This window comes from Granulicella sp. S156 (assembly GCF_009766105.1).
Taxonomy (GTDB): Bacteria; Acidobacteriota; Terriglobia; order Terriglobales; family Acidobacteriaceae; genus Granulicella.
Genome location: NZ_LMUH01000002.1, coordinates 1 through 25,665, shown reverse-complemented (window position 1 = coordinate 25,665; position 25,665 = coordinate 1). Strand labels below are relative to the sequence as shown.

Genomic DNA, 25,665 nt, shown 5'->3' with positions numbered 1-25,665 from the left:
TAACAGGGAACCCTAACGATCCATGAGCAAGCAAGTTTTTTACGACCCGCAACGCAAACGCTGGAAGCGGCTGCGGCGAATCTTCGACTTGTTGGCTCTTTTCGGCGTTATCGTGGGGGTACTGTTTATCGTTGGCCTGGTCCGCATGAAGCCCCTGCGCGGGCTCGATCTGCGGTCGGCGACCAAGCGGTACCGTGCCCTGGCGAACGCGCCGGCCCTGGAACTCACCTCCAAGGAGAAGCTCAATCGGTCCGCGCATCGCAGACTGGACCTCAAGCCCTCCGATGTCGTTCTGAACTCGGGTGAGGGTCTGCGGGCGGCGTTCTATACGGACGCCGATCCGGCCAGCTACGCCTCTCTGAAGCAGCACATCAAACAGATCGACCTGCTCTTCCCCGAGTGGCTCCACGTCGTCACGCCGGATGGCAATATCACGGCCCTTACCTCCGACAACATTCCGTTCTCCGTGGTCGAGGGCTCCGTGGTGCATGGAGTCGATCGCGAGAACAAGGTAGTCCGCGCCATTACAACGGCCCGCGAAGATACCGAAATCTTTCCACTGGTGAACAACTACAGCGCGGCGGACGGTGTCTTTGAGGACAATGTCGGACAGTTTCTGCTGAACCCCGCAGCTCGTGCGAACTTCGTTCACCAGATCGATACGTTTCTCGCGGCAAATACGCTCTACCGCGGTCTAACACTCAACTTCCAGAACATCCCGCTTGCCGCCCAACCCGGCTACCAACAACTCATCCAGGCGCTCTATAACGACTTTCACTCGCGCAATCTGCGGCTGTACGTCAGCGTGCCGGTCGGCGATGACGACTTCGACCTGAAGTTCATCGGCGCCAACAGCAATGGCGTCGTTCTGATGAACCTCGACCAGCACCAGACCGGCACCGATCCCGGCCCGGTGGCCGGACAAGACTGGTTCGCGAATAACCTGCGGGAGGCGATGAAGATCGTCCCGCGCGAAAAACTGATCATCGGCATCGGCAACTACGGCTACGACTGGACCACAAATCTTCCGCCTCCCCCGCCGGCCAAGGGCAAAGGCTCGCGCAAGAAGACCAAGCCTCCCGCAAAACAGCCGATTCTTTCCACCATGATGCTTTCGACGCAGGAGGTCTGGCAGGCCGCTTCCGACTCGGAGGCACAGATCGATCTGGACGACGACTCGCTGAATCCGCACTTCACCTATGACGACGAAGATGCGAAGGTGCGGCACCAGGTCTGGTTTCTGGATGCCGTCACGGTGCTGAACCAGATGCGCGTCGCCCGCGCGCTCGGGCTGGAGACCTTCGCGCTGTTCCGTCTGGGCTATGAGGACGATTCCCTGTGGAAGATCTGGGACTCGCCTACGAAGGCCGATCCGGTGAAAGACCTCGCAGTCGTTTTGCCGGGGCAGGATGTGGACACCGAAGGCGACGGCGACATCCTGAAGGTGACCGGGAGGCCGCAGAACGGCCATCGCACCGTCACGATGGACGACGATAAGACGATTCCATCGAAGTATCTCAGCGTCGTCTCCGAGACGATGGACTCGTATCCGCTGCCGTATACCCTTTCGCAGTACGGGTATCACCCGAAGAAGGTCGCCCTTAGCTTCGACGATGGCCCGGATCCCAAGTGGACGCCGCTGGTCCTCGATATTTTGAAGAAGTACAACGTGGTGGGGACCTTCTTCATGATCGGAGAGGTCGCGCAGGACAATGTCGGCGTGATGCAGCGTGTCTACCGCGAAGGCCATGAGATCGGCAACCATACCTTCACGCATCCCGACATCAGCGAAATCTCGACGCGCCAGGTCGACCTGCAACTGAACCTGACAGAACGGCTCTTTGCCTCCAAACTCGGGGTGCAGCCGATCTACTTCCGCCCGCCGTACTCCATCGACCAGGAGCCCGATACCAACGACCAGGCCGCGCCGGTCGACCATACGCAGCAGCTCGGTTACGTCATCGTCGGCGACAAGATCGATACCAACGACTGGGACGAGCATCCGCGCAAGTCTCCGCAGGAGATTATCGACAGCGTCTTCGAGCAGATCACCGAGGCCAACACGAAGTCCTGGATGCGCGGGTCCGTCATTCTCATGCATGACGGCGGCGGCGACCGCTCGGCGACTGTCGCCGCGCTGCCGAAGCTGATCGAAGCGCTGCGGGCCCATGGCTATGAGATCGTTCCAGTCTCGGAGCTCATCGGCCAGACACGCGACCAGGTGATGGTGCCGCTGACGAGGAATCAGCGCTACGGCGCTTTCATCGACTCGATCACCTTCTTCTTTATTGGCTTCTTCAATCACTTCGTGCTGACCGTCTTCTTTGTCGGCGACATCCTGATGAGCGGGCGGCTCATCATCATCGGCCTGTGTGCCATCATCGATCGCTTCCGCCGCCGCAAGGACTTCTCTACGCCCGACTATCAGCCGAAGGTCGCCGTACTGATTCCTGCGTACAACGAGGAGAAGGTGATTGCGCGGACCATCCGCTCTGTGCTGATGTCGAACTACAAGAACATTCGCATCATCGTGATCGACGATGGCTCGACCGACGCAACGTATAAGATCGCCACCGAAACCTATGCGAAGGAGATTGCGGATGGCAAGCTGACGGTGCTGACCAAGCCCAACGGCGGCAAGGCCGAGGCGCTGAACTTCGCGCTGCAGAGCACGGACGAAGAGGTCTACGTGGGCATCGATGCCGATGGCGTTATTGCTCATGACGCCGTTGCACGGTTGGTGTGCCACTTCGCGAATCCGGACATCGGTGCGGTGGCGGGCAATGCAAAGGTCGGCAACCGGGTGAACCTCTGGACGCGCTGGCAGGCGCTGGAGTACATCACGAGCCAGAACTTCGAGCGGCGGGCATTGGATTTATTCGATGTCGTGATGGTGGTGCCTGGAGCTATCGGCGCATGGCGGACGGCGGCGGTGAAAGCTGGTGGAGCGTACCATCCCGACACCGTTGCAGAGGATGCCGACCTGACCATGAACCTGCTGGAGCAGGGTTATGCGGTCATCTATGAGGATCAGGCGCTCGCCTTTACCGAGGCGCCGATCAATGCCAACGGGCTTGCCCGGCAGCGCTTCCGGTGGTCTTTTGGAATTCTGCAGGCGGTCTTCAAGCATCGCGGCGCGATTATGCGGCGGCGTGCGATGGGCCTGTTTGCTCTGCCCAACATCGTTGTCTTCCAGATCCTGCTGCCGCTGGTGTCGCCGCTGATCGATTTCATGTTCGTCGCTGGAGTGTTGCATTACTTTATCGACAAACACTTCCATCCGGAGACGACCAGCACGGGCGATCTGTACAAGCTCCTGACGGCCTTCCTGGCGTTCCTGCTGATCGACTTCGCGGCTTCGGGTCTGGCGTTCCTGCTGGAACGCAAACATCCGGCCAGCCGTGGGGATGCGTGGCTGCTCGTCCATATCTGGGTGCAGCGGTTTACGTATCGCCAGCTCTTTTCCCTGGTGCTGATCAAGACCGTGAAGCGTGCGATCGATGGCAAACCGTTCTCGTGGGACAAGCTGGAGCGTACGGCCAAAATGTCGAAGGCGACGGAGAAGCTTACGGAGTAAGGGCGTGCAGGCGCAAACAGAGAGCCTTTGACGCAACGTGCGCTAAGGGAGCCAAGTTTCGCCACGGCAGTTGTGACGAAAATCGGCCTCCTTGCCTATTTTCCGCATGCTCGAATCCACATCGCCCTACACACAAGCGCATAAAATGATTGTGAGGTTTCTATGAGCACTGCCCCTATCAGCAATCTTCCCCCGTTTCACAATGAGCCCTTTACCAACTTCAAAGATGCCGAGATCAAGCGTGCGACGCTCGAGGCTCTTGCTCACGTTCGCAGCGAGCTTGGCGCGACCTATGACCTTGTCATTGGAGGCCAGCGTCGGCGCTCCGGCAACAGCATTACGTCTGTCAATCCTGCTCGTCCCGCCGAGATTATCGGAGTCCACTCCGCTGCGACGGAGGCGGATGCCAATGATGCCGTCAGCGCGGCACAGCTGGCCTTCGCAAGCTGGAAGCGCACCCCTGTCGCCGAACGCGTTGCGCTGCTGGTTCGCGCTGCCGATCTGATCCGCAGCCGTCACCTGACCTTCTGCGCGTGGCTCACGCTGGAAGTCGGCAAGAACTGGGCTGAGGCCGATGCGGATGTCGGTGAGTGCATCGACTTCCTGGAGTTCTATGCGCGCGAGGCTCTGCGCCTCGACGCCGCAACGACGCCGATTCAATATCCTGGCGAACGCAATCTGCTACGCTACGTTCCGCTTGGCGTGGGTGCGGTAATTCCGCCGTGGAACTTCCCTTTCGCCATCATGGCCGGGATGACGGCCGCTGCGATCGTGTGCGGCAATACCGTTGTGCTGAAGCCCTCGCCTGATGCACCGACCATCGCCGCGCGCTTTGTCGAGTTGCTGGAAGAGGCCGGGCTTCCCGATGGGGTCGTCAATCTTGTGCAAGGTGGGCCGGAGGTTGGCCGCGCCATCGTGGATCACGCGCAGATTCGCTTCATCGCCTTTACGGGCTCGAAGAAGGTTGGCCTCGAGATCCATGAGCGCGCTGCGAAGACACAGCCTGGACAGAACTTCATCAAGCGCACGATCCTTGAGCTGGGCGGAAAAGATTCGATCATCGTCGATGCGGACTCGGATATCGATGCAGCCGTGGATGGCGTAGTCGCTTCGGCCTTCGGGTTCAATGGGCAGAAGTGCTCGGCGTGTTCGCGTGTGATCGTTGAGTCGCCGGTGTACGACACCTTCTGCGACAAACTTCGCGAGCGCGTGGCGAGCCTCGCTACCGGAGATCCTGCGGAGAACTTCGCGACGGGGCCGGTCATCAACAGCGTCGCGAAGAAGCGTCTTCTCGACTACATCCAGATCGGCGAGAGCGAAGGACGATTGCTGACCGGTGGTACGGCGCTCGACATTGAGGGCGGGTATTACATCGCACCAACTGTCATCGCTGATGTGGCTCCGACGGCGCGTCTGGCGCAGGAAGAGGTCTTCGGGCCGCTGCTTGCTGTGATTCGTGCCAAGGACTTCGAGGATGCGCTGGCCATCGCTAACAACACCGAGTACGGCCTGACGGGCGCCATCTACACGAGCTCTCGCGAGAAGCTTAACCGCGCTCGCGATGAGTTCCATGTGGGGAACCTCTACTTGAACCGCAAGTGCACTGGCGCGATGGTTGGGGCTCATCCGTTCGGTGGCTTCAATTTGAGTGGGACGGATTCCAAAGCGGGTGGGCCGGATTACCTAACACTATTTACTCAAGCGAAATCTATTGCGGAGAAGATGGGCGTGGTCTCGGATAAGGCGTAGGAGCCGGACGCATGACCGATGCGTGCATCGTCATGCGTCGGTTCGACTCTGCTCAGAGCGGAGAAGTCGCAGTTTGCTTGCTTGGGGAGTATTACCCGCGCGAGCAAACTGCAGGTCTCTCCACTATGGCGACAAAAGCGCCGCCTCCGGTCGAGATGACAATGTAGGGGTGGTCCTAGGTGACAATGTAGGGGCGGTGCTTTTGCCTCTCCTTCTAGAAACGGTGTACCTCTTTCCAGAGCAACATCCTGGCTGCTTATGCGTTCAAGCCAATGAGCCGTTTTAACGGTCAGGAGAGTTCTATGAAGGCCCCTCGTTTGGTTCTTGCAGCCGCGTCCTCTATTTTTTTATTCGCGGGTTTGGGTTGTGCTCACAATTACCCACCACCTCCTCCTCCGCCACCGCCTGTGGCACAGTTGCCGCCACTCATTCAACTGGCGGATCACAATGGCTTTGAAGCAGGACGCGCCGATGGCGCTCGCGATGTGGAGAGCGGTATTCCCTATCATGTTCGCCGAACGCGCGCGTTCCACGATTGCCCTGGCTATGATCCGCAGCTCGGGCCGTTCGGGCCTTATCGCGATGCGTTCCGCAATGCGTATGTGCGTGGCTATGACCGGGGATATCACCGCGGGTAGTGCGGTTGTCTTTCGTCGTCATCCTGAAGCGTAGCTGAAGGACCCCCGCATTCGTAGCGGCACAAATGCGGGGGTCCTTCAGCTACGCTTCAGGATGACGGCGAGAAACAAACCACGACAACAACAGCAACAGCAACGACGACAACGGCAGCAGTGCTGGGCGAATGGATCGCTTCCTGCGTATCATCGTGGAGTACGGCCTATTTCATTCGCGAGCTCTCCACTATGTCTGAACTGCGCCCCTTCCACATTGCCTTTCCTGTCCACGACCTCGATGCAGCGCGCCATTTCTATGGCACGGTGCTGGGATGCCCTGAAGGCCGCAGCTCCGAGCAGTGGATCGACTTTGATCTCTGCGGACATCAGATCGTCGCGCACCACAAGCCTGCATCCGGTGACGATGCCGTGCACAGCAATCCCGTCGACGGTCATGCTGTGCCGGTTCCGCACTTTGGTGTGGTGTTGAAGCAGGGCGACTGGAAGGCGTTGGCGGAACGGGTCCGCGCGGCCGGTGTGCAGTTCATCATCGAACCTTATACGCGGTTCGAAGGCCAGGTGGGAGAGCAGTCGACGATGTTCTTCCTCGATCCTTCAGGCAATGCCCTGGAGTTCAAGAGCTTCGACGATCTCAGCCAGCTCTTCGCGAAGTAGCGAGTCCGCGGAATCACCCTAAGCCGGCTGCCTGTGTCCGTTCGTGGCTGCCACTTCTTCCTGCTTTGTCGATGGCTTCACCGGCGACGGCACATCATCGCTGGTCAGGTGCTCTTCCACGTGATGCAGATGCTTGCGCATCGCTCTGCGCGCCTCGTTCGGGTTGCGTGCGGAGATCGCGGCAAAGATGGCTTCGTGATCTTCCAACGCCGCTGCCTGATGCTGATCGAGACCGGCACGCTGGCTCAGCCGGTGATACATCGGCGCAAACATGCCTGCCCATAGTCCATCGACGATGCTCGTCAACACACTGTTCTTGGCGGCCTCGCCGATCGCCACATGGAACTGCCGGTCCGACACCTGAGCATTGGTCTTCGCCTGCACCAGCTTCCGCATCTGCTGCAGGATCTTCTCGATCTTCGTCAGGTCGCCAGCCGATGCATAGAGAGCCGCATCCGCAGCGATCTCACCTTCAATCAGAATGCGTGCGCGCAACAGTTCGAACGGGCCAGGGCCGGAGTCCAATACCAGCGACATCGGGTTCACGGCCTCGCGAACATACGCTCCCGAACCACTGCGAATCTCCAGCTCTCCGGCGATCTCCAGCGCTACCATCGCTTCGCGAATGGTGGGACGGCTTACGCCGCAGACCTTCGCCAGATCGATCTCGCCCGGCAGCCTTGCGCCTGGCTCTAGTCTCCTCTCTGCGACATAGCGCGAGATCCTTGCTGCAACTTCCTGATACCTACGATGCGTTTTGACCATAATTCATCCCCGCGTTTCTGAGTGAGAAACGCACGGCTCCATCCTACTCTGCCAGCGAGGTTTTTAACACACAAGAAAAACGGTTTGACCGACCTGATGTACCGTAAAGAGGAAATGTCCGTTCATGAGAGCCATTCCGCAACCGATGCTTCTGCCAAGGAGCAACCCTCTACTCGCAACCGCTCCTGGATCCTCAGCGTAACGAGCCTGATGTTCATTTTGCTGCAGAGCGCCTGCACCGCAGTGATGGCGATCAGCGGCGTCCGCGTCATCATCGGGCTTGGCGCACTGGCCGCTGCTGCCACAGTGCATCACCCAGCAAACGGTTTCCATGCCGATGCGATCCGCATCCCGATGATGGTGGTTGCTGTGGCGGGCTCGCTGATCAATTTATATGTCGTGTGGCGAATTCGCAGCCTGCGCGCGAGGCCATCGTCACAGTGGCGCACGGTGCCTGTGACGCATAAGCAACGGCGATCTGAAACCTTTCAGATTGTGCTGGCGATCCTAACGCTGCTTCTCGTAGCGGCAGAGTGGATCACGCACAGCATCATTCATCAAGTTCCATAGAGCGCTGTACGTTCAGCCATCCTCTGAATCTATAGGCGGCGCGATGCCTCGCATCTCAGCCTCAAGCCGGGCATGCAGGCGTTCGCTGTAGCCGAGTGGAAGCTCGAACACTCGCTCGTCCGCAGTGAGGATAAGAATGTTTCGCGTCGAGTCGAGGATGGCCGAACAGATCTCGCAATGCTCCAGATGTTTCTGCACCAGCTCGCGCACGGCGGGGTCGAGCGTGCCGTCCAGATAGCCGGAGATGTGCTCCCAAACATGCTTGCACTCTATAACCATGGGAACCACCTCCTTTTCGGATTGACCTGCTTCAACTGCGGAGCAAGCTTCTTTTGCAGCATCATTCGAGCGCGATGCAGCCGCACCTTTACAGCCGAAACACTGATGCCGAGAGCCGTCGCTGACTCGTCGATGCTTAGCTCCTCGACATCGCGCAGCAGAAATATCTCGCGATAGATCGGCGGCAGGTCGCTAATGGCCTGCTGCAACATCACTCGGACTTCTCCGCGCTCCACGGCCTCGGATGGAATCTCGCGCCAGTCTCGCAAAAGAGCAGGTGACACGTGCCCCTGCTCGTCCAGCGGCTCGTCGAGCGACTCCATCTTGACGGCGCTCTTACGGCGAAGGCGGCTGCGTGCTTCGTTCAATACGATACTGATGAGCCAGGTGCTGAACTTGGCCTCAGCACGAAAACCTGCAAGATTGCGGTAGGCCTTCAGGAACGCTTCCTGCGCGGCGTCCTCTGCATCCGCTTCGTTCTTGAGCAGCGACAGCGCCATGACATACACGCTTCGCTCGTAGGGGCGAATGAGTTCGTGGAACGCCTGCGAATTACCGGCAAGGATGGAGGCGATCATCTGCGCTTCATCTCTGCTTGCGGGTGTCTCGATCATTCTTTCTCTATCCCGGAGCTTCCCAGCCAGACTCGACAACGCTTTGCCAAGAGCGCATCCACGGAGAACAGGCCTGCACCAAATACTAGAACCATAGCGGATGCAAAGAGAAACGTGTAGGGATCGGCGACATAGAATTTGCCGGGATCGGAGAAGATCGCGAAGAGTGCCTCGCGGTCGGCAGTCCCGTACGCGACCAGCATGTTGATGGTCAGCAGCAGACCTATCGCTCTCGAACCAAGCCCTAGAATCAGCAGAATGCCGCCGACAAGCTCCAGACTCGCCACAAAGTGAGCATTAGCGGCAGGAAATGGGATGTTCAGACTGGTGAAGAAATCCGTGATCTTGGCGAGATTATGCAGCTTGCCCCAGCCGGTCTGTGCGAACTGCCATCCCCAATAGAGCCGTACCGCCAGCAGAAACGGAGACTGCAGGTACGAGACGAGTGCTGCGAGACGCACATACAACTTCAATAGAGTTTTCATGACGCTCCGTTCTCTTCAAAACGACCAATATCAGCTCGCATCCAGATGCTGTGCCTTCGGTCTGTGCCATGTTAGAGCCCTGCGTTTCGTATTGGTTACAGGAACCTGGAATTAGCTGGTTTTTTGAGGCAACGCGAGCCTAAGCTGAAGCAGCTAACGTACAAGGGCGAAGGAGTCTTAGGAGCCGAGTGTGGGATCGGCGATACCGGCGTTCGAATGCGATGCGCGCATACAAGGAGGAACTGAAATGATCTCAAGACGAGGGTACAGCAGAATTCTGCTAGGCTTTGCGCCCACTCTGCTGGCGAGCGTGATCGCTGTCGCACAGACTCAACCCGGTGGCGGGCAGCCGCAGACAAATCAGCCCACAACTGCAGCACCGGGAACGACTACAGCTCCAGGAACCCCAGGTACGAGCATGGGGGACATGGCTTCTGAGAACAACCAGCAACTCCAGTCCATGGCCGACCAGTCGTTCGTGAAAAAAGCGCTCGAAGGCGGTGCTGCCGAGGTTCAACTGGGGCAGTTGGCACAGCAAAAATCACAAAGCAATGACGTAAAACAGTTCGGGCAGAAGATGGTGGAAGATCACACGCAGTTGGGCGATCAGATGAAACCGATCGCAAAACGGCTCAATGTAAAACAGCCGACAGATGTTTCCAAGAAAGATAGAGAGCTTATCGCTAGACTCCAAGGGCTCTCAGGCGATCAGTTCGACCAGGCCTATATCCAAGCCATGGTGAAGGATCATAAACAGGACTTGTCGGAGTTTAAGGACGAGGCGCAGACGACGCAGAATCCGAGTATCAAACAAGCCGCGCAACAGGGGGCACAAGTGATAGCACAGCATCTGCAGATGATTGAGCAGATCGCGCAGGATCACAATATGCCCGATGGTAAGGTGGCGAAGACAGCGGCAAGCTTGTAATGGTGTTTGCCGGGGCTGGATTCGTGATGACGGCACTCTTGTTTGGTCGAGCGTGTGGGTGAGTAGTTAGTACGTGAAAGAAGGGCGCCGTGGCCTTTAGGCTAGGGCTCCCTTTCTGCTGCGAACAAAAGGCCCGGGCCTAAAGGCCACATTTTGCCATGTCTGAATTCCGTAGCCTAAAGGCTACGGCTCCCTCCGTCTCCCTGACGCTGAAGCGTCAGGGAACGCGCTTCGCGCTGTGGCTGTGATTACGATTGTTGCGGGCACTAGGGGCGATGCTACGAACGCCGTAGATCAGACACATATGGGCGGGAGCGGTCGCGCTCTCGCGCGATGCCCACCTTAGGCGCAAAAACGCGCCGAAGATGGGGCACCCGGAGTCGAAGATGGGCACAGATTTGTGGCCTGCGAGTGTTTTAACGAACCTGAAGGTGGGCTGTCAGGGGCGTGTTATCCGAGGATGGTCCGGCGAGAACTTCGTATTCGCCTGGCGTGAGCTTCCAGCCATCGCTTGCTTCATCGAAGGTTTGCAATACTCGCGGATCAATCGTAACGGTGACAGTTTGCGATTCACCTGGAGACAGTGTGATTCGCTTCCATCCAACCAGCCGCTTGAAAGATTCGTCTGAGCCCTGCGGAAGTCTTGCGTACACTTCTGCTATCTCTATACCTGCACGTTCCCCGACGTTCTTGACGGTGAAGCGTGCGGTCTTTGCCTCTGAATCAACGATCAAGCCGGAATAGGCATACGAGGTGTAAGACAGTCCAAAACCGAAGGCAAAGAGCGGTTGCTTATGCTCTGCCTCGTACCACTTGTAGCCAACTTCAGCACCTTCGTTGTAGTGAACAGTGTAGCCAGAGATAGGTGTACCGGCTTTGATTGGGTCTTCCGCTTGTCCTTCATCCTGTGCGGAAAGCGCGGGGATGACCGGATGCGGGAGGTCGCTCTCGCTCCTGGGAAACGTGATAGCCAGTTTGCCCGTGGGATTAACGTCACCGACGAGAACATTTGCCAGTGCCCTATGCCCCGCACTGCCTGCATACCAGGCCTCTACAACCCCAGACACTTTGTCGAGCCACGGCATCGTGACAGCCGTTCCGCTCTCGAGCACGACGATGGTGTGAGGATTCGCCGCTGCAACCCGCTCAATCAGAGCATTTTGGTTATCCGGAAGCGATAGACCTGGGAGGTCCATGCCCTCAGATTCCCACTGACAGGCAAAGACGATTGCGAGATCGGAGTTTCTGGCAAGACTCGCTGCAGACTGTACATTCGTCCCGGAATCAAAGCTGATCTTTGTATTCGGCAGTTTCTCGCGGAGAGCTTTTAGGGGTGATGTTGGAAACCAGATCTGATCCTGGTAGTGCGTTTCACCCTTGCCCGGTGGCATGATCGCATTGCCGCCCGGTGGATCGACCTGGGACGAACCTCCGCCAGAGACCATTCCAATGTCAGCATGTCCGCCGATCACCGCAATCGTATGAATTCTGGACGGCTGGATTGGAAGCACGGCTTGATAGTTTTTCAGGAGAACGATGCTTTTCTCTTCGACTCTCTGAGCAGCTTCGAGTCCCTTTTCAACGTTCACCACACTCATCTGAGGTGGATCATCGACAATCCCCGATAGAAATTCTGCGTACAAGACTCTCCGGGCGTGGTCATCAATCTCAGAGAGAGGGACCTTGCCGGCATCGACCGCTTCTCTCAGGTGCGGCCCGAAAAAGTCTGCCATCGGCTGCTCCTGGTCAAGTCCTGCCGCCGAAGCTTTCCCGATGCTGTGAGTTCCGGCCCAATCTGAGACCACGAAGCCCTTGAAGCCCCAATCCTTTTTGAGCACGTCCCGCAAGAGATAAGGATTCTCGCAACCGAAATCTCCATTGATCCGGTTGTAGGAGCACATGACAGCCCCTGGATTGGCGATGGAGATTCCTATGTGAAAGGCGAGAAGATCAGACTCCTGCATGGCTCGCCTGGAGATGACGGCGTTCAGGATCATACGGCCCGTCTCCTGATCATTGATCGCATAGTGCTTGATATCCCCGATGACGTGCTGTGCCTGCTCGCACTTCATTAGATTTCCAACAATCGTCCCGGCCAGTAGAGGATCTTCGCCCACATATTCAAAGGTGCGCCCGTTCCTGGGTTCTCGAGTAAGGTTTACTCCGCCCCCAAGGGTCATGTCGTAGCCCTGAGCTCTCAGTTCGCTTCCAATCAACTCCCCGTACTGGCAAGCTGATTCCGGGTCCCAGCTCGAAGCCGCACCGAGAGGAGAAGGCATCGCTGTCGAATAACGTCCGTTGGCTCCGCTGTCTCGTATTCCATAGGCCGCATCCGCAATGAAGAGCGGTGGGATACCAAGGCCCTCGATGCCTTCGGTATAGCCTGCGCCACCATTCGCCAGATGGGTGAGAGGCATCTGCCAAAAGGGAGTATGCGCCATACCGTTGCCGTGCAGCAGCGCCAACTTTTCATCGAGGGTCAACTGCTTCAAAACAAGCTCCGCACGCGCTTCAGGAGGAAGTGCGGGGTTCATCCAGGGCCGGTCTGGGCCTTGAGCCAAGGTGAATCTTGCTCCAAAGACGGCTGCGATGAGCACCAAGAGAAAACGGATTTGCGACTTGCGATTCTGCATCATGTCTCCAAGCTGTCCAAGGTGGGTACAGGTAACGGCGTGGATCGGCCAACAGGAGGCAAAGGCCAGGCCGATTTAACCGAAATGGGCAGCTACAGATGCAGGATCTGACAGATAGGAGGAACCACAAAAGCTCCAACGTGTAGATGCGAACGATAATTCATTTAAACCTATGCTTATCTTCAGGTTACACGTGCAACCCAAGACCGATTCTGGCATGTATCATACTCCCAAATTACGGGGGTAGAGGCTCAAGAATCGAGCCTCACTGACCTATAGGCGCACCGGAAGCACCCTCAATGACGAAGGTAGTAGTTTTTGTGTGAACCTCATGCAGGTATGTGACCCCATTGACCTGGACTGTTCCCGCACCTGGATTGAAGTGCGTTTCTGCGACCATGTGTGCTGGTACCGTTACCGGCTTCTGCCCGTCGATTTTCAGGGTGAGCTGAACCACAGAGCCTCCGGAGGGTTCGGTCCAACTGAACGTGCAGTCCCCTTGTCGCAGGAGAGTGTCTCCCACCCGGACATCGTTGGCAATAGCAATCCCCTGAGAGTTCTTCGCGGCAAGGGCCGGAACTGAAAATGATAAGACCAGTAAACCAAGTCCCAGAATACGTTTCATAGAGCCTCCTTCGGCTATGGGTGAAGCGACCTGATTCGGCTACTTCAACATGCAAGGAGGCTAAGAGATGCAAAGCTCTCTAAAAAAGCTCCATCGTGCAACAGCCTGAGTATGGAACAGCCGGATATGCGTATTTTGAGGAGATTAGGCCTTGTTTAACGGGTCATAGTATCGCCTGTATGATACGAGCGAAATCGGCAGAAAGGCCGCTACCAGGTCTCGACAGCAAGCACGGCTGGAGGACCGGCATGGCCTTCGATGACATTCGTTTCTATGACGGCTTCCAGATTGAGCTGGTCCCAATTCTTAGGCGCCTTTTTCAGCATTTCATCTAAATATGCGGGGTTAGAGACAACTTCACTGGCAGCTTCAGTGCCCTCCCCCAGAATTCCTGCAATGATAATGACCGGCTGGCCGGTCACCTTGTCATGAATCCGCGCCACGATGGCGTAATCCTTTGCCAATTTCGTATAGGGGACCTGCCATTGCAAGGTCCAGAATTTCTTTGGGGAGCTCTTGCGATCTACGAGCTTGCGGCTGTGCCCGTCGTACTCGAACCCAAACGGCAAATCCTGGGTGATCCGCATTGTCCAAACGTTGTCGAAGGCTCCAATCAAAACAAACGGGCTTTCGCGTAACTGTTCAAAACTGATATCCGAGTCGACAACGACACGAAATGTGCCGTTCCTGGGAACAAGGGGAACAATGGACCGCGCCAAAGTGATTACATCGGAGACAGCCAAATTGCCGTAGAGGGGCGTGCCCTCCGGTGTCCTGCGATCCCGATCAACGGCATCGATGGGTTGGCCGAGGCAGTATGTGACTCTGTTTGAAGTTGCCGCAATAGGCTCCCAAAAACGTTCCATCGTATTCGTAGGCTTAGTAGGCTGCTTAGGAAGCCTCACATGGCCGATGCCAAAACCAATCAGGGCAGCAACGACCAAACCGGCTGCGATCGACATCCACTGGCCGAAGCTGATCTCGGATGAAGACACCTCTGCGTTACCCAGAGCAGACGGAGCAGAATCGCCAGAGGCTGCCTCTGTCTGCTGAACAGCAACCGATTCTTGTAACAAGGCTTGTGGCGGGGCGGCAGGCTCTCGGAAAGAAGGGATATAAGAGCCGACCAGGAGTTCAATCACCAATTCTCCCGCATGGTCGGAGTTGTAGTAGTACTGAATGAGCCGCTTACGAACCTCAGCAGCAGTCGTTCGGACCACTGGATCAAGATTCACATCGTAGCTAGGCTCGCGTCCGAAAGCCTCGACCCCAATTGTTCGTTCCTTTAACTCACCCGCCTTACCAAGCAGCGTTTGCTCAACCGTATAGGCGAGAAGCACGGGATAGCGCTTGCTGTTGGTGAACAACGGGTGCGCAAGAAGGCGGCCTAATTGTTCGCGGATCGCCGCGGCACTGGGCGCAGACCCAATTCCGTTCGCTTCTTTTTCGGATTGTGGCGACACCAGCATTCTGAACTCTGCCGATACTTCCCTGATCTGCCTTACTGGTAGTTCCGGCAGCCTTCGTGTGTCGTCGAGATGGAGGACGATCTTTCGCGCAGGCCTGCAAATTCATTCTAGAGCCGACCAACCAGGATCAAGCCTGTATTCTTCCGTATTTGCGGGGCCGATTTCCGGGTATCATACGTCTCTTCGTTCGTACCGATCTAACCAACCAAGCCATTGAAAATATGGGACTTTCCGTATAAGTATCGCACGGAGACACAATAGCCTCCAGAGGCATTCCTATGAATGGAAATGAATACATGTCCCAGGGGCTGAACAGGCTGCGGAAAAACTCAGAGTTGTAAATTTGGTCAACAGTGAGAACTGATACGACGGAAGTATGCGAGGAACGAAGGTAGTACAGACAGCGATGTTCGGTTGTGTAACGTTGTTTTTCTTGATTGTGCATGATATTTCTTGTTTATGCACGGTTCGTCGGGAACAATAAGAAAAAACGAGATCGAAAGTCGGCTACAGCGTGGTCTGTCCGTCAATGCCACCGCTCTTGCAAAGGAGTTCCTGGTGTCTGAGGACGCCGTTCGTCGAGATCTGCGGGCGTTAGCCGCTGAGGGCAAGTGCAAGCGGGTTTACGGTGGCGGGCTTCCGATGTCGCCGGATGGAATCCCGTTTGAACAGAGACTCTTGAATGACTCGAAAGAAAAACGCGCCTTGGCCCTGGCCGCCCTGACCTTAGTCTCTGAAGCTTCGACGGTGTTCCTCGACAGCGGCAGTACCAACCTGGCCCTGGCCAGAGAGATGCCTCCCTATAGCTCTCTTACTATCGCCACAAATTCGATCGCAATCGCAAGCGCCCTCCTCGATCGAAAGAACTTCAAAGTCATTGTTCTGGGAGGAGAGATCGATCGTGAAACCGGCGCGTCCATCGGGCTGTCTGCGATCCGCGAAGCCGAACGCTTGAACTTTGATCTGTGTTTCCTCGGAGCTTGCGCCGTTTCCGAATCTCTTGGAATTGGCGCGTTCTATATGGCAGATGCCGAATTCAAACGCACACTCATTGCGAGAAGTGATCGCACCGCAGCGCTTGTCACTATGGACAAAGTTGAGACTCGGGCACCGTTTCGGGTGGCTGCACTGGCAGTCCTTGACCATGTCGTTCTTGAGTCCGGTACATCGGAGGAGATTGTCTCGACCTTTTCCAATGCCGGCCCCGAAGTCATCATTGCGCAATCCTAGGTTGCGTCTCGTTCGACATAGCTGAGAGCAGGGGTTTCATGACAGAAGATTTGTATCTATCGCGCGCGAAGTTATCGACCAGGCTGGCGTTTGTAGCCGCAGGGTTCGGTGTAGCCTGCTGGGCACCCTTAGTGCCTTTTGCTAAGACCCGCTGCCATCTCGGCGACGCCACAATGGGGCTAGTCCTGCTCCTCCTGGGCGCCGGTTCCATTGTGGCGATGCCGCTCGCGGCGAATCTGAGCGCGCGCTTCAGTAGCAAGCCGATCGTACTTGCAGGTGGAGTAGGCCTGGCGGTCATACTGCCGGTTTTGAGCATCGTCTCGTCGCCGATCGCACTTGGAGTAGCGCTGTTCGTCTTCGGGGCATCTTTGGGATCGTTAGATGTTGCCATGAACCTGCATGCTGTCGATGTTGAGCGTGTCTCTGAGAAGCCGTTGATGTCTGGATTTCATGCGCTCTTCAGTGTTGGTGGATTTCTGGGGTCAGGAATCGTGACAGCTCTTCTCTCTCGAGGCATCGCACCTAGCTCAAGCACGATTTTCAGCTCCGTTATTCTTGTTTCACTGATTGTTGTGGCCCTTCCGCGCATGCTCTCGAATCGAGAGAGAACGAAACAACCTCTTTTTGCGATTCCGAGAGGTGTCGTGCTCGTCATCGCTATCTTCGCGGCAATCTCATTTTTGGTGGAGGGGGCTCTGCTCGACTGGAGTGCGCTCTTGCTCGTCGGCGAACACCTCGTCTCTGCTGCGCACGGGGGGCTGGGATACATGCTTTTCTCCATCGCGATGACGTTCAGTCGTTTCGTCGGTGATGGCATCGTGACGCGATTCGGGAACCGCATCGTGCTGACACTTGGTGGGGTAATAGCGCTTCTAGGGTTGTGCGGTCTCCTCCTCGCACCGGTCGCATGGATCGGACTTGTCAGTTTCATCTTTGTGGGCCTTGGAGCCGCAAACATCGTGCCTATCTTGTTCAGACTCGCGGGTACGCAACACACAATGCCTAAGGGATTAGCCGTTGCTGCCCTCACCACGGCGGGTTACGCGGGCATGCTGATGGGGCCAGCCGTCATTGGCTTCTTGTCCAAGGGGATCGGCTTGCACAGTGCATTCTGGTTGCTAGTCGCCCTCATGGCGTGTGTACCGATCTTCGGCAAATATGTGACGGTCGAAAATCCTCATTGAACGAAGTGCCAGGACAACTACAAAGGCTCAGGAGCGATAGCAAAAATAAAGGGGCTGCCACGAGGGCAGCCCCTGTTGGGAGAACCTGGCTGGTTAGAACGAGATGCGTGCGGCGAACTGCAGTTGACGCATGCTCGAGTTGCCTTCCAGGGTGGTGATTACGCCCCCGTTCGAACAATCGATGCAGCGCGCGTTCGAGGCGTTGGGAATATCCAGGGCCGCATGGTTGAAGACGTTGAAGGCCTGGAATTGAAACTGGCCCTTCACTCGCTGGGTGATTGGAATGTCCTTGATGAGCGACATGTCGGCATAGTAGTCGCTTGGGCCCGTCAAGGAGTTGCGTCCGACATCCCCGATCGTCCCAAACGCCGGACGGGTGAAGGCTCCGGCGGAGGCACCGTTAGCCGTTAGCGCAGCTACAGGCGTGAAGTACTGCCTGGAGTGCGTTGCCGGATCGAGTGCACCCACTGTGCGTACGAGGTCACGAGCGCTTCCGTCAGGACGGCAATCGCTTGTGACACCTGGACCACTAAAGTTGTTGTCGAGATCTTCATCGGCACCGCACTCTCCGTAGGTGGGTGTGAACGGGCGACCGCTCTCCCAGGTTGTTGTGCCGCTGAGAGTCCATCCACCGATTCCGTAATCGACAAGACGGCTTACGTGGCTGGCAAACATCTGATTGCGCCCGAAGGGCAGCGCATAGACGCCGCTCATCACGAAGACGTTGGTGCGGTTAGTATCGCCGCGACCGTGGCTGATCTGCGGGTAGTTGGCAAAGGCCTCGTCGTTGGCGTAGTTCATCGCCTTCGACCAGGTGTAGTTCGCGTTGAACTGTAGGCCGTTGCTGAAACGCTTGTCGAGCTTGGTCTGCAGCGAGTGGTAGTTGGAGTTGGCTGTCGGAGCAGCAGAGGTCAGCCCATTGGAGCAGCAGATGGTTGCTGCCCCCTGGTAGATGCCCGTGAATTTGTTGTAGTAGGGCCGACGTGCGGACGTGTTGCCCAACTGCGAGGGAGATGTGGGCAGCGTCGGCGCGTTGAAGTCGAAGCCATAGGTTTCACCGGGATAGATGCGCTCCGCGTGGTTGCCGACATAGGCGATCTCCGCGGTGAAGTTGCTGGAGAACTGCTGCTGCAGCGTCAGATTCCACTGATCGACCTCAGGCAGCTGAATGCGGTCGCCACGGAACTGCGGGCTGTAGCTGTTGGAGAACGGAATGAGGCCGCTGGCCGGGATCGTGGGAGCGGGAGGCTTGGCGGGCAGCGTGGTCAGGGTTGAGATGTACTGTCCGGTCGAGCTGGTAGAGCCTTCGTCTTCATTGTTCAGCACCGGGAGATTGTGCGTGAGGACAGAACCGAAGAGCGTGCCGAAGAAACCTACGTCGTCGTACACCTGAGCAATGCCACCGCGAATGACCGTGTTGGGATGCACCTGATAGGCGAAGCCGAAGCGGCCTGCGAGATTGGTGTAGTCCATGCGCTGACCGCCGTTGGTGCCGATGCCGTTGATGCCCGCGACACGTACGCCGCCCGCTGCAATGTCAGCGAAGCCGCCGTTGCCTGGGCTATTGACGGTCTCAGGGAAGATCACATCCCAGTGAACGCCATAGTTCACCTGCAACTTGCTGTTCGGACGCCACGAGTCCTGGGCGTAGAAGGCGCCGCGTTTCTGGCGATTGGAGGCGTCCTGCGAATAGACGTCGAAGCGCTGGAACTGCGCGACCTGGCCGAAGAGCAGCGAGGCAAGACCGCTGCCGCTGGAAGCCACTGGATCGGAAGGACCGGCGGCCGTCGATGACGCGGCGAAGCTGAGTACGCCGGCGCGATCGTTGTCGCTGGCGTTGCGCAGATTCAGACCGTAGCGGATGTCTCCGCCCACCTTGATCGTGTGCTTGCCGAGAATCTTGGTCCAGTTATTGGCGAGCTGGAAGACCTGCTCACTCTCCAACAGCGGGCAGTTGCAGGACTGGTTGCCGAAGCTGCTGATGGTATCGGCCATGGTGATGTTGGGAAGGCCGCTGCTGTCAGGCGCGGTATTGAGGTTCGGAATGCCTGCAGCCGTGGCCGGGGTCTGGCCTGCTGTCAGCTTGTTCTCCGATACGTGATAGCTGAGGAAGCCGGCACGCACGTCGGTCAACAGCGTGGGGTTGAGCGCCCAGTCCATACCGAGCGCTGCACTCTGGTTCTGCACTTCCGAGACGCCGGTGGTGCCGTTGATACCGAAGCCCACACCGCCGCCAGGGCCGAAGGCTGCGTTGCCGAAGAGGCCGAAGAGCGCATAGTCGTAGCGGCCGAAGAGATGGATCTTGCTGTTGAGCTGATGGTCGAGACGGATATCCGCCTGATTGGCGTTGTCGTTGCCATTGCCGGACGCGGCGAAGTTGTTGGTGATGGAGGTGCCGTTGGTGTTTGGTGCCGGCAACAGCTTGAGAAGATTCATCCCCTGAGGCGAGATCACCGAAAGAGGGATCGCGTTGCTGGCGTACTGCTGCCCTGCTCCGCCCGTACCCGTCGGATGGTAGTAGATGGGCTGCGAGCCGAGATACTGGCTCAGATCACAGGTGCCGCCGGTAGTTTGCAGGACGCAGGAGTTGCGGGCTGTCAGAGTCGGCACGGTGAGCAGTTGGCTGGCGCCGAGGCGCTGGCGTGTGCCCTGGTAGTCGAGGAAGAAGAAGGTACGGTCCTTGATGATGGGCCCGCTGAGCGATCCGCCAAACTGACCATAGACCTGGCCGGGAATGAGTTGACCGGTGACGGGATCGGGATCGGACTGGGTGAAGGGGTTGCGGGCCAACTGCGCGCCGCTGTGACGGTAGAAGAAGAGGTCGCCGTGGAAGTTGTTGCCGCCGGACTTGGTCTGGGCGCTGACGATGCCGCCGACCGCGCCACCGAACTCGGCGTCGTAGTCGGCGGAGGTGACCTTGAGTTCGCCGACGGAGTCGAGGGTGGGGTTGATGACGATAATGCCATCGACGGGCTCGCGATTATCGGTACCGTCGAGCAGCCATCCCTGGACGCCATAGCTGGAGCCGTTCGTCGTCACCGAGGTGGTTCCCTGGGGGTTTTCCGGACCGAGGATGTTGAACGTGGAGTGCTGCACGCCGGGCGTGAGCAGGGTGAACTGGGTGAAGTTGCGGTTCAGGTTGGGCAGGTTCTGCACAGCCTGCGCGTCGATCACCTGGGAGACGTCTGCGCGGTCCGTCTTGAGGGCTGGCGTGTCCGAAGCGGAGACTGTGACCGACTGGGTGGACCCGGCGACCGCCAGTTGCACATCGACAAGCTGGGAGACGTCGGCATGGACGACTACGTCTTTGGTTTCCGAGCCTTGAAAGGACGGCGCCTCGATTTTGACATCGTAGCTGTCGGGAATGAGGTGTCCGACGTTCCAACTACCGCTTTCGCTGGTCTGGGTGGTCTGGACATTCCCCTTCTGCTCGTCTCTGACGGTAACGGTGGCGCCTTTGATCACTGCACCTGAGGTGTCTCTCACCGTTCCATAGAGCGAGCCGTAAACGGCCTGACCATAGGCGCTTCTACCCGCTAAGAAACAAAGCGCGGCAAGAAGCAGCCCTACGCGAACTGGTCTTTTTTTATTTGTTTGATTTGGCATCTAAATCCTCCTGAAGGTTATTGGGAGGGACTCAGCTATGCCTTGCCCATAAACGGACTACACAAATGGCCGAGGAACCCAACAACAGTTGCTAAGACTGCACCCTCCAAATAGCATTAGGCATCGTATTCACGGTGCGCGCTCGTATTTGACGGGTGAAAATTAGACGTAAACCAGTACCGTGCGGTTGTAAGACTATGCTTGTAAGTGACTCATTAGAAAAGCGAAACGTGGCAAGCCCGGAGTGGGCTCTGGCTCAGCGGGTGGTGGCGAGCCCTGATCTCAGAACCTCGCCCAAATTGTGTAAGTTTTTTCTCTATATCGTCGACTGCTACCTGCGCGACGCCCCGGAAGATGCCACCGAGCAACAGATTGGGGTTCATGTTTTTCATCGCCGGCCTGGGTATAACTCCAGCGATGACAGCATCGTTAGATCCCAAGCTCGACTGTTGCGGCTGAAGCTGGCTGGGTATTTTGCCGATGTGGGAAGCCACGAAGAGATCATCATCGAAATCCCCAAAGGGCATTACCTTCCTGTCTTTCATCCAGCAGCTCAAAAGCCGCTGCGACCGGAACCGCCGGTTTTTGAAGACAGCGAGCCTGTGTCTGTGGAGAAGGTGCAGCCGTCTCTCGCTGCAGAGATTCCCGCGCCAGCCGTCTTCGTGAAGCGCTCCCGAAAGATGCTGTTTCTGTGGACGGCAATCGTGAGCGCAGGTGTTGCCCTGGGAGTCCTGTTGGGATTCGTGTGGGGGCGAGGCTTGCCTCTGCAGCACAACTCGAGCGCCGATCTCTTCTGGAAGCCGTTCCTGAAGGGAGCTCCTCCGCTGGTCATCTACAGCAATCCACTCTTTACCGGCAGACCTTACACCGGAATGCGATTGGTGACACCCGACCTGCAACGATCGCCCAACGATACGGTCGACGATACGTATACGGGCACAGGCGAGGCTTCGGCGATTCGCGATCTGACGCGCGTCTTCGATGCGCATCATGCGGAGTTCATTCTGAAGCGGAGCCGGTTGGTCACCTGGGACGAGGCGAAGTCCCACAACCTTATCTTTATCGGAGCGGCGAGCCAGAACAGCGCGCTACAGGAGTTGAGGGCAAACTCCGATTTTGGGATCGATCTGGATAATGATCACCAGGGGTTCATCTTCAATCGGCATCCTCGGCCAGGGGAACCTGCACAATTCAAACCGAGTTCTGCGAATGATGAATATGCCATCATCGCTCTCGTTCCAGGGATCGACTCCGGAACGCGAGTTGCAATCTTTACGGGACTGACGACCAACGGCACGCAGGCTGCTGTGGAATTTGTCTGCAACCCCAACAGCGCGCAACAACTGGCCAAGGCGCTAGGAAAACAAGGCGATGCGTTCGTGCCCTTTGAATCCGTTCTGCATATCAAAATGAGCGGTGGCGTTCCGTTGCAGGCAGATATTGCGGCGATTCATACTCATCCGTGAGGGCCGGTGGTGATCGTCCCGTCTTGGGGACTAGCTGGACTGCGACGATGGATGCTGGGTGATGTAGGCCTTTGCGAAGGAGCAAAGTGGCTGGACGCTCCAGTGCTTTTCTGCGGCTAAGGCGAGAGCCTTCTCTACGAGTTGTCCGCCAACGCCCTTCCCGCGAAGGTGTTCCGGAACCTCGGTGTGCCAGATCGTGAGTTGATGTTGGTCGTTGACGGAGTAGTTCAAGAACGCGATCGCTCCGTCCTGTTCAATCTCTAAACGCTTCATGAGTACGGTGGCGCGGTCGCTCATAGATTCCTCCTGATCTTTTTCGAAGCTTACTCGTAGGTCTCCCACGGCCGAAGCTGGTAGGCAAAGCGATCCATATCGACTCGCTTGTTTTGAAATTGAACGCCTTCGAGTTTGAGTCGCGCCCGTTGTTCGCTGGCACCCGCGCCGCGGAGTTTGATCTCGCCACCTGCACCGAGTACCCGATGCCATGGGAGTTGGTCAGGAGGATCTACACGTAGAAGTCGAGCGACAGCGCGATGGTAGAGCGGGTAGCCGGCAGCAGCGGCCACCTGGCCGTAGGTGCTGACCTTGCCCGGTGGAATGGAAAAGATGATCCTGCGGAACGCTCGATCACGATCCTCGTTGGGAGTCGCCGCAGCACGGAGAAGCCTCCGTTTGGCCTTTTGTACCGAGGCCTGATCGAAAGCAAATGGGCCTTTCAACGATGGTGACTTGATCGATTTTCTGGTAGCGCTCATCCGTACCTCTCGGCTTACTTCTTCGATGCTCCGGCGCCGGAAGTGGGTGCTATCGATTGGGCCGCAATCCACACCTGTTCGTTGCCACGGGTGGTGCGTCTGCCCAGAATGTGTCCCTGCTCATCCAGCAGATCGATATCGCCACGTGGAGTCTCGGCCCAGATACGGCCTTCGCTGGAATCCAACATCTGGACATAGCGTGGCGGCACAATCCAACGACCATGAGCATCGACCACTCCACTGAGAGGATTCTCCTCGCCATCCTTGGCCACTCCCGCAGCTATGGCACGGCCATCGTGCAAGCCCTCAAGCGATGAGGCAGCTACTTTGGTCACAACTTTTCCGTCCATGTCGACGAACATGCACTCCTGTCCTACTTGCACGCTCACCCAACCGTCTTCTCCAGCAGTCACGTCTGAAGCGGATTCAGGCAAAGCAATCCGCTTGCCGCCATTCTCCCAATCGAACAAGGCGTAATCCGAATCGGAGCCGCTGCCCATAACCAGCAGGCGTCTTCTCTGCTTCTGCGCATCCTGCAAGAGGTTCATCGCATGCAAGCCGTCGGGCAGGGTGTACAGCACATGTCCATCCGCACCCAACAGATCCTCATGACCCAACGCAGCCTGACCTGACCATACGCCATCGCCCAGGTAGTCGAGCTGCCTGTACCACGCGCTCACAGCGTTGCCCTTCGTGTCTGCCAGAGCATACGCATTGTCTGTCCCCGTCAGCACAGTGTTATCCGGCAGCAGTTCATAGTCTTTCGTGTCCGCGGGCAGAGGAATCAACGTTCCGTCAGCCAGCAGCAGTCTCTTCTGCTTACGCTCCGTCAAGAGCCATGCTTTTGGAGAGCCTCCCCCTTCGATGTCCGTCACATCGAACTCTGTCAATGGGCGTCCCTTCGCGTCGAGGACGGCCTTGTCGCCGTTCACAACGCGCTGCGCTGTGAGGAAACCTGCGGTTGACTGATCGCTGAGTTCCTCCACGCTATTGAAGGCCGGCTCCTGCAGCACTGTTCCATCCACCGATGCAACGCCATAGAGCATATCGCCTCCCTTGTAGACGTACATCTTGAACAGTCCGCCTGGCAGTTCCTCCACTCCGTCATAGACAGGAGGCAGTATTACCTTTCCATCGGCGCGCAGTACACCGCTCTTTCCATCCTCTTTCTTCACCAAAAACAAACCGGCCGTCTTAAGTCTTTCCATGTGGTCATATTGCATGGGCCAGTCATATAGCTGACCCGACCGGGCCAAGATAGAAGGCTTTCCATCCTTCTCGACAAAGGCATAACCATCGATAAAAGCGCTCACATGGTCATAGGCGAATGGCACAGCTATGTGGCCCTGTTCATCCACAGCTCCGCACTGATGAGTCTGATCTTTGCAGACGGCCGCAAGTCCTCCCTCGAAGTCTCCCGGATCGTCGAATGTGTCCGGAAGCAATCGCTGCCCCTGCCTGTCGATCAAGCCATAGCCGCCACCTGTGCCATCTTCTTTCGAAGACAGGAACGCAAATCCTGCGGTCCCCTTTGACCAGTCTCCTTTGAAAAAGGCGATATCGCCTTTTGTTGTCAGCATCTCTCCGGTGTCGCGGAAGAGCAGTGCCTGCGGTACCTTTGGCGAGCCGTCATCGCCGCTTGAGGAGTTCTCCAGCTCCACGGCATTGCTGTTCGTGTACTCCGTCGTCCAGTTCTCGCGCAGCAACTTATGCTCCGCCGGGAAGAAGACCGCATAGTGATCCACCAGGTCTTCACTGTTTGCGGGCGCAAGCTTGCCCTGCTTGTCTGCACTGTAGGTCAAGAGAATCGCCATGTGCGCCGCACCTGGGAGCGTCACCGATTCTGCCTTGAAGCTCTCTGGCAGCCTCTGTTCACCTCCGGCGGCGCTCCACACGGAAAGCAGCAACGATTGCCCGGAGGTGTCTACAAGGTCGCCATAGTTCTGCGGATCACTCGTCTCCGCCTTACGAACCCCCATCACTCCTGGAGCTATTGTCTTCAGGGAAAACTTCTCCTGCTTCCACGCGCCGTGCTCGTCAAACCATCCACTCGCGTCCACAATGTTCGTGTTATTTGAAGCATGCAGCGAATACCTGCCATTTTCGTCTGCATCGATCGATGCCCACTCCGGCTGTACTACCCATGCGCCCTTGCGGTCGATGACGCCATACTTATCACCGCTCTTTGCAACAGCGTGACCCGCAATAAACTTTTGGGCTTCGTCAAACTGTTGGGCAATCACCCACTTCCCATTGAGGTCTACATAGCCCTTCTTCTCTAGCCCGGACCACGCAGGCACCAACCCTTCGCCGGCATCACGCAACGACATCCCCAGTGGATAGTTCTTCAATGCAGCATCCTGGGTCGGAGCGGAAAAAGTCGTCAGCAGTTCACCCTTGCTGCTCCATCGCTGATAGATATCTTTTCTCGACACGCGCAG

The 25,665-nt window shown here is 57.3% G+C and carries 20 protein-coding genes; 9 read left to right on the top strand and 11 right to left on the bottom strand.

The genetic code is table 11. From position 1 onward, the window contains the following. Positions 1 to 22: 22 nt before the first annotated feature. The 4 genes from GSQ91_RS01640 to GSQ91_RS01625 all read left to right on the top strand — a co-directional run bounded on the left by GSQ91_RS01640 (position 23) and on the right by GSQ91_RS01625 (position 6,615). Positions 23 to 3,577 (top strand): glycosyltransferase, encoded by a 3,555-nt coding sequence (locus GSQ91_RS01640; RefSeq protein ID WP_158819521.1) that lies wholly within the window; start codon positions 23 to 25, stop codon positions 3,575 to 3,577. 162 nt (positions 3,578 to 3,739) lie between these two features. Continuing rightward, entirely contained in the window at positions 3,740 to 5,326 is a 1,587-nt protein-coding gene (gene pruA / locus GSQ91_RS01635) for an L-glutamate gamma-semialdehyde dehydrogenase (protein ID WP_158819520.1), read from the top strand. Between the two features lie 302 nt (positions 5,327 to 5,628). Beyond that, a complete protein-coding gene (locus GSQ91_RS01630) occupies positions 5,629 to 5,964 on the top strand; it encodes a hypothetical protein (RefSeq protein ID WP_158819519.1) in 336 nt (111 codons plus the stop codon). A 225-nt stretch (positions 5,965 to 6,189) separates the two neighbouring features. Further along, entirely contained in the window at positions 6,190 to 6,615 is a 426-nt protein-coding gene (locus tag GSQ91_RS01625; protein ID WP_158819518.1) for a VOC family protein, read from the top strand. 18 nt (positions 6,616 to 6,633) lie between these two features. Here the strand turns inward: GSQ91_RS01625 and GSQ91_RS01620 are convergent, their stop codons facing one another. Continuing rightward, the gene (locus GSQ91_RS01620) at positions 6,634 to 7,380 is read right to left on the bottom strand and encodes a FadR/GntR family transcriptional regulator (protein ID WP_158819517.1); all 747 of its coding nucleotides are present in this window, start codon (positions 7,378 to 7,380) and stop codon (positions 6,634 to 6,636) included. 114 nt (positions 7,381 to 7,494) lie between these two features. Here GSQ91_RS01620 and GSQ91_RS01615 point away from each other — a divergent pair, with 114 nt between their 5' ends. Further along, positions 7,495 to 7,950, top strand: a complete 456-nt coding sequence (locus GSQ91_RS01615; RefSeq protein ID WP_158819516.1) for a hypothetical protein — start codon at positions 7,495 to 7,497, stop codon at positions 7,948 to 7,950. A 12-nt stretch (positions 7,951 to 7,962) separates the two neighbouring features. On the opposite strand, the gene GSQ91_RS01610 is transcribed toward GSQ91_RS01615, so the two are convergent. The 3 genes from GSQ91_RS01610 to GSQ91_RS01600 are packed head-to-tail and all read right to left on the bottom strand — an operon-like array spanning position 7,963 to position 9,328. Next, positions 7,963 to 8,229, bottom strand: coding sequence for an anti-sigma factor (locus GSQ91_RS01610; protein WP_158819515.1), 267 nt, complete (start codon positions 8,227 to 8,229; stop codon positions 7,963 to 7,965). Continuing rightward, positions 8,220 to 8,843 carry a sigma-70 family RNA polymerase sigma factor gene (locus GSQ91_RS01605; protein WP_158819514.1) on the bottom strand — a complete coding sequence of 208 codons (624 nt, stop codon included), beginning with the start codon at positions 8,841 to 8,843 and terminating at the stop codon, positions 8,220 to 8,222. The genes GSQ91_RS01610 and GSQ91_RS01605 overlap by 10 nt, the downstream gene beginning before the upstream one ends. Then, complete coding sequence (locus GSQ91_RS01600) at positions 8,840 to 9,328, bottom strand: DoxX family protein (RefSeq protein WP_158819513.1); 489 nt, start codon at positions 9,326 to 9,328, stop codon at positions 8,840 to 8,842. The genes GSQ91_RS01605 and GSQ91_RS01600 overlap by 4 nt, the downstream gene beginning before the upstream one ends. A gap of 427 nt (positions 9,329 to 9,755) precedes the next feature. Between GSQ91_RS01600 and GSQ91_RS01595 the strand changes: the two genes are divergently transcribed. Next, positions 9,756 to 10,256 (top strand): DUF4142 domain-containing protein, encoded by a 501-nt coding sequence (locus GSQ91_RS01595; RefSeq protein WP_158819512.1) that lies wholly within the window; start codon positions 9,756 to 9,758, stop codon positions 10,254 to 10,256. A gap of 416 nt (positions 10,257 to 10,672) precedes the next feature. On the opposite strand, the gene GSQ91_RS01590 is transcribed toward GSQ91_RS01595, so the two are convergent. The 3 genes from GSQ91_RS01590 to GSQ91_RS01580 all read right to left on the bottom strand — a co-directional run bounded on the left by GSQ91_RS01590 (position 10,673) and on the right by GSQ91_RS01580 (position 14,983). After that, positions 10,673 to 12,892: a glycoside hydrolase family 3 protein gene (locus GSQ91_RS01590; protein WP_158819511.1), complete on the bottom strand. Its 2,220-nt coding sequence runs from the start codon at positions 12,890 to 12,892 to the stop codon at positions 10,673 to 10,675. A gap of 262 nt (positions 12,893 to 13,154) precedes the next feature. Next, positions 13,155 to 13,514 carry a hypothetical protein gene (locus GSQ91_RS01585; RefSeq protein WP_158819510.1) on the bottom strand — a complete coding sequence of 120 codons (360 nt, stop codon included), beginning with the start codon at positions 13,512 to 13,514 and terminating at the stop codon, positions 13,155 to 13,157. 209 nt (positions 13,515 to 13,723) lie between these two features. Continuing rightward, complete coding sequence (locus GSQ91_RS01580) at positions 13,724 to 14,983, bottom strand: hypothetical protein (RefSeq protein ID WP_158819509.1); 1,260 nt, start codon at positions 14,981 to 14,983, stop codon at positions 13,724 to 13,726. A 459-nt stretch (positions 14,984 to 15,442) separates the two neighbouring features. On the opposite strand from GSQ91_RS01580, the gene GSQ91_RS01575 reads away from it, so the two are divergent. Both GSQ91_RS01575 and GSQ91_RS01570 read left to right on the top strand, forming a co-directional pair. Further along, positions 15,443 to 16,213: a DeoR/GlpR family DNA-binding transcription regulator gene (locus GSQ91_RS01575; protein ID WP_158819508.1), complete on the top strand. Its 771-nt coding sequence runs from the start codon at positions 15,443 to 15,445 to the stop codon at positions 16,211 to 16,213. Positions 16,214 to 16,251: 38 nt separating this feature from the next. Beyond that, positions 16,252 to 17,397, top strand: a complete 1,146-nt coding sequence (locus GSQ91_RS01570) for an MFS transporter (protein ID WP_158819507.1) — start codon at positions 16,252 to 16,254, stop codon at positions 17,395 to 17,397. Between the two features lie 93 nt (positions 17,398 to 17,490). On the opposite strand, the gene GSQ91_RS01565 is transcribed toward GSQ91_RS01570, so the two are convergent. Beyond that, positions 17,491 to 21,003 carry a carboxypeptidase-like regulatory domain-containing protein gene (locus GSQ91_RS01565; RefSeq protein WP_158819506.1) on the bottom strand — a complete coding sequence of 1,171 codons (3,513 nt, stop codon included), beginning with the start codon at positions 21,001 to 21,003 and terminating at the stop codon, positions 17,491 to 17,493. A gap of 230 nt (positions 21,004 to 21,233) precedes the next feature. Here GSQ91_RS01565 and GSQ91_RS01560 point away from each other — a divergent pair, with 230 nt between their 5' ends. Then, positions 21,234 to 22,469, top strand: coding sequence for a hypothetical protein (locus GSQ91_RS01560; RefSeq protein WP_158819505.1), 1,236 nt, complete (start codon positions 21,234 to 21,236; stop codon positions 22,467 to 22,469). A gap of 30 nt (positions 22,470 to 22,499) precedes the next feature. Here the strand turns inward: GSQ91_RS01560 and GSQ91_RS01555 are convergent, their stop codons facing one another. The 3 genes from GSQ91_RS01555 to GSQ91_RS01545 form a co-directional block, all read right to left on the bottom strand. Further along, positions 22,500 to 22,766 (bottom strand): GNAT family N-acetyltransferase, encoded by a 267-nt coding sequence (locus tag GSQ91_RS01555; protein ID WP_158819504.1) that lies wholly within the window; start codon positions 22,764 to 22,766, stop codon positions 22,500 to 22,502. Positions 22,767 to 22,792: 26 nt separating this feature from the next. After that, complete coding sequence (locus tag GSQ91_RS01550; protein WP_158819503.1) at positions 22,793 to 23,224, bottom strand: MGMT family protein; 432 nt, start codon at positions 23,222 to 23,224, stop codon at positions 22,793 to 22,795. Between the two features lie 14 nt (positions 23,225 to 23,238). After that, positions 23,239 to 25,665 (bottom strand): WG repeat-containing protein (locus GSQ91_RS01545; protein ID WP_158819502.1); only part of this gene is annotated, 2,427 nt, incomplete at its 5' end.

Bases quoted from the DNA above. Each gene is read 5' to 3' on its own strand.
- GSQ91_RS01640 (WP_158819521.1), top strand. From the start codon at position 23: ATGAGCAAGCAAGTTTTTTACGACCCGCAACGCAAACGCTGGAAGCGG.
- pruA (WP_158819520.1), top strand. From the start codon at position 3,740: ATGAGCACTGCCCCTATCAGCAATCTTCCCCCGTTTCACAATGAGCCC.
- GSQ91_RS01630 (WP_158819519.1), top strand. From the start codon at position 5,629: ATGAAGGCCCCTCGTTTGGTTCTTGCAGCCGCGTCCTCTATTTTTTTA.
- GSQ91_RS01625 (WP_158819518.1), top strand. From the start codon at position 6,190: ATGTCTGAACTGCGCCCCTTCCACATTGCCTTTCCTGTCCACGACCTC.
- GSQ91_RS01620 (WP_158819517.1), bottom strand. From the start codon at position 7,380: ATGGTCAAAACGCATCGTAGGTATCAGGAAGTTGCAGCAAGGATCTCG.
- GSQ91_RS01615 (WP_158819516.1), top strand. From the start codon at position 7,495: ATGTCCGTTCATGAGAGCCATTCCGCAACCGATGCTTCTGCCAAGGAG.
- GSQ91_RS01610 (WP_158819515.1), bottom strand. From the start codon at position 8,229: ATGGTTATAGAGTGCAAGCATGTTTGGGAGCACATCTCCGGCTATCTG.
- GSQ91_RS01605 (WP_158819514.1), bottom strand. From the start codon at position 8,843: ATGATCGAGACACCCGCAAGCAGAGATGAAGCGCAGATGATCGCCTCC.
- GSQ91_RS01600 (WP_158819513.1), bottom strand. From the start codon at position 9,328: ATGAAAACTCTATTGAAGTTGTATGTGCGTCTCGCAGCACTCGTCTCG.
- GSQ91_RS01595 (WP_158819512.1), top strand. From the start codon at position 9,756: ATGGCTTCTGAGAACAACCAGCAACTCCAGTCCATGGCCGACCAGTCG.
- GSQ91_RS01590 (WP_158819511.1), bottom strand. From the start codon at position 12,892: ATGATGCAGAATCGCAAGTCGCAAATCCGTTTTCTCTTGGTGCTCATC.
- GSQ91_RS01585 (WP_158819510.1), bottom strand. From the start codon at position 13,514: ATGAAACGTATTCTGGGACTTGGTTTACTGGTCTTATCATTTTCAGTT.
- GSQ91_RS01580 (WP_158819509.1), bottom strand. From the start codon at position 14,983: ATGCTGGTGTCGCCACAATCCGAAAAAGAAGCGAACGGAATTGGGTCT.
- GSQ91_RS01575 (WP_158819508.1), top strand. From the start codon at position 15,443: ATGCACGGTTCGTCGGGAACAATAAGAAAAAACGAGATCGAAAGTCGG.
- GSQ91_RS01570 (WP_158819507.1), top strand. From the start codon at position 16,252: ATGACAGAAGATTTGTATCTATCGCGCGCGAAGTTATCGACCAGGCTG.
- GSQ91_RS01565 (WP_158819506.1), bottom strand. From the start codon at position 21,003: ATGCCAAATCAAACAAATAAAAAAAGACCAGTTCGCGTAGGGCTGCTT.
- GSQ91_RS01555 (WP_158819504.1), bottom strand. From the start codon at position 22,766: ATGAGCGACCGCGCCACCGTACTCATGAAGCGTTTAGAGATTGAACAG.
- GSQ91_RS01550 (WP_158819503.1), bottom strand. From the start codon at position 23,224: ATGAGCGCTACCAGAAAATCGATCAAGTCACCATCGTTGAAAGGCCCA.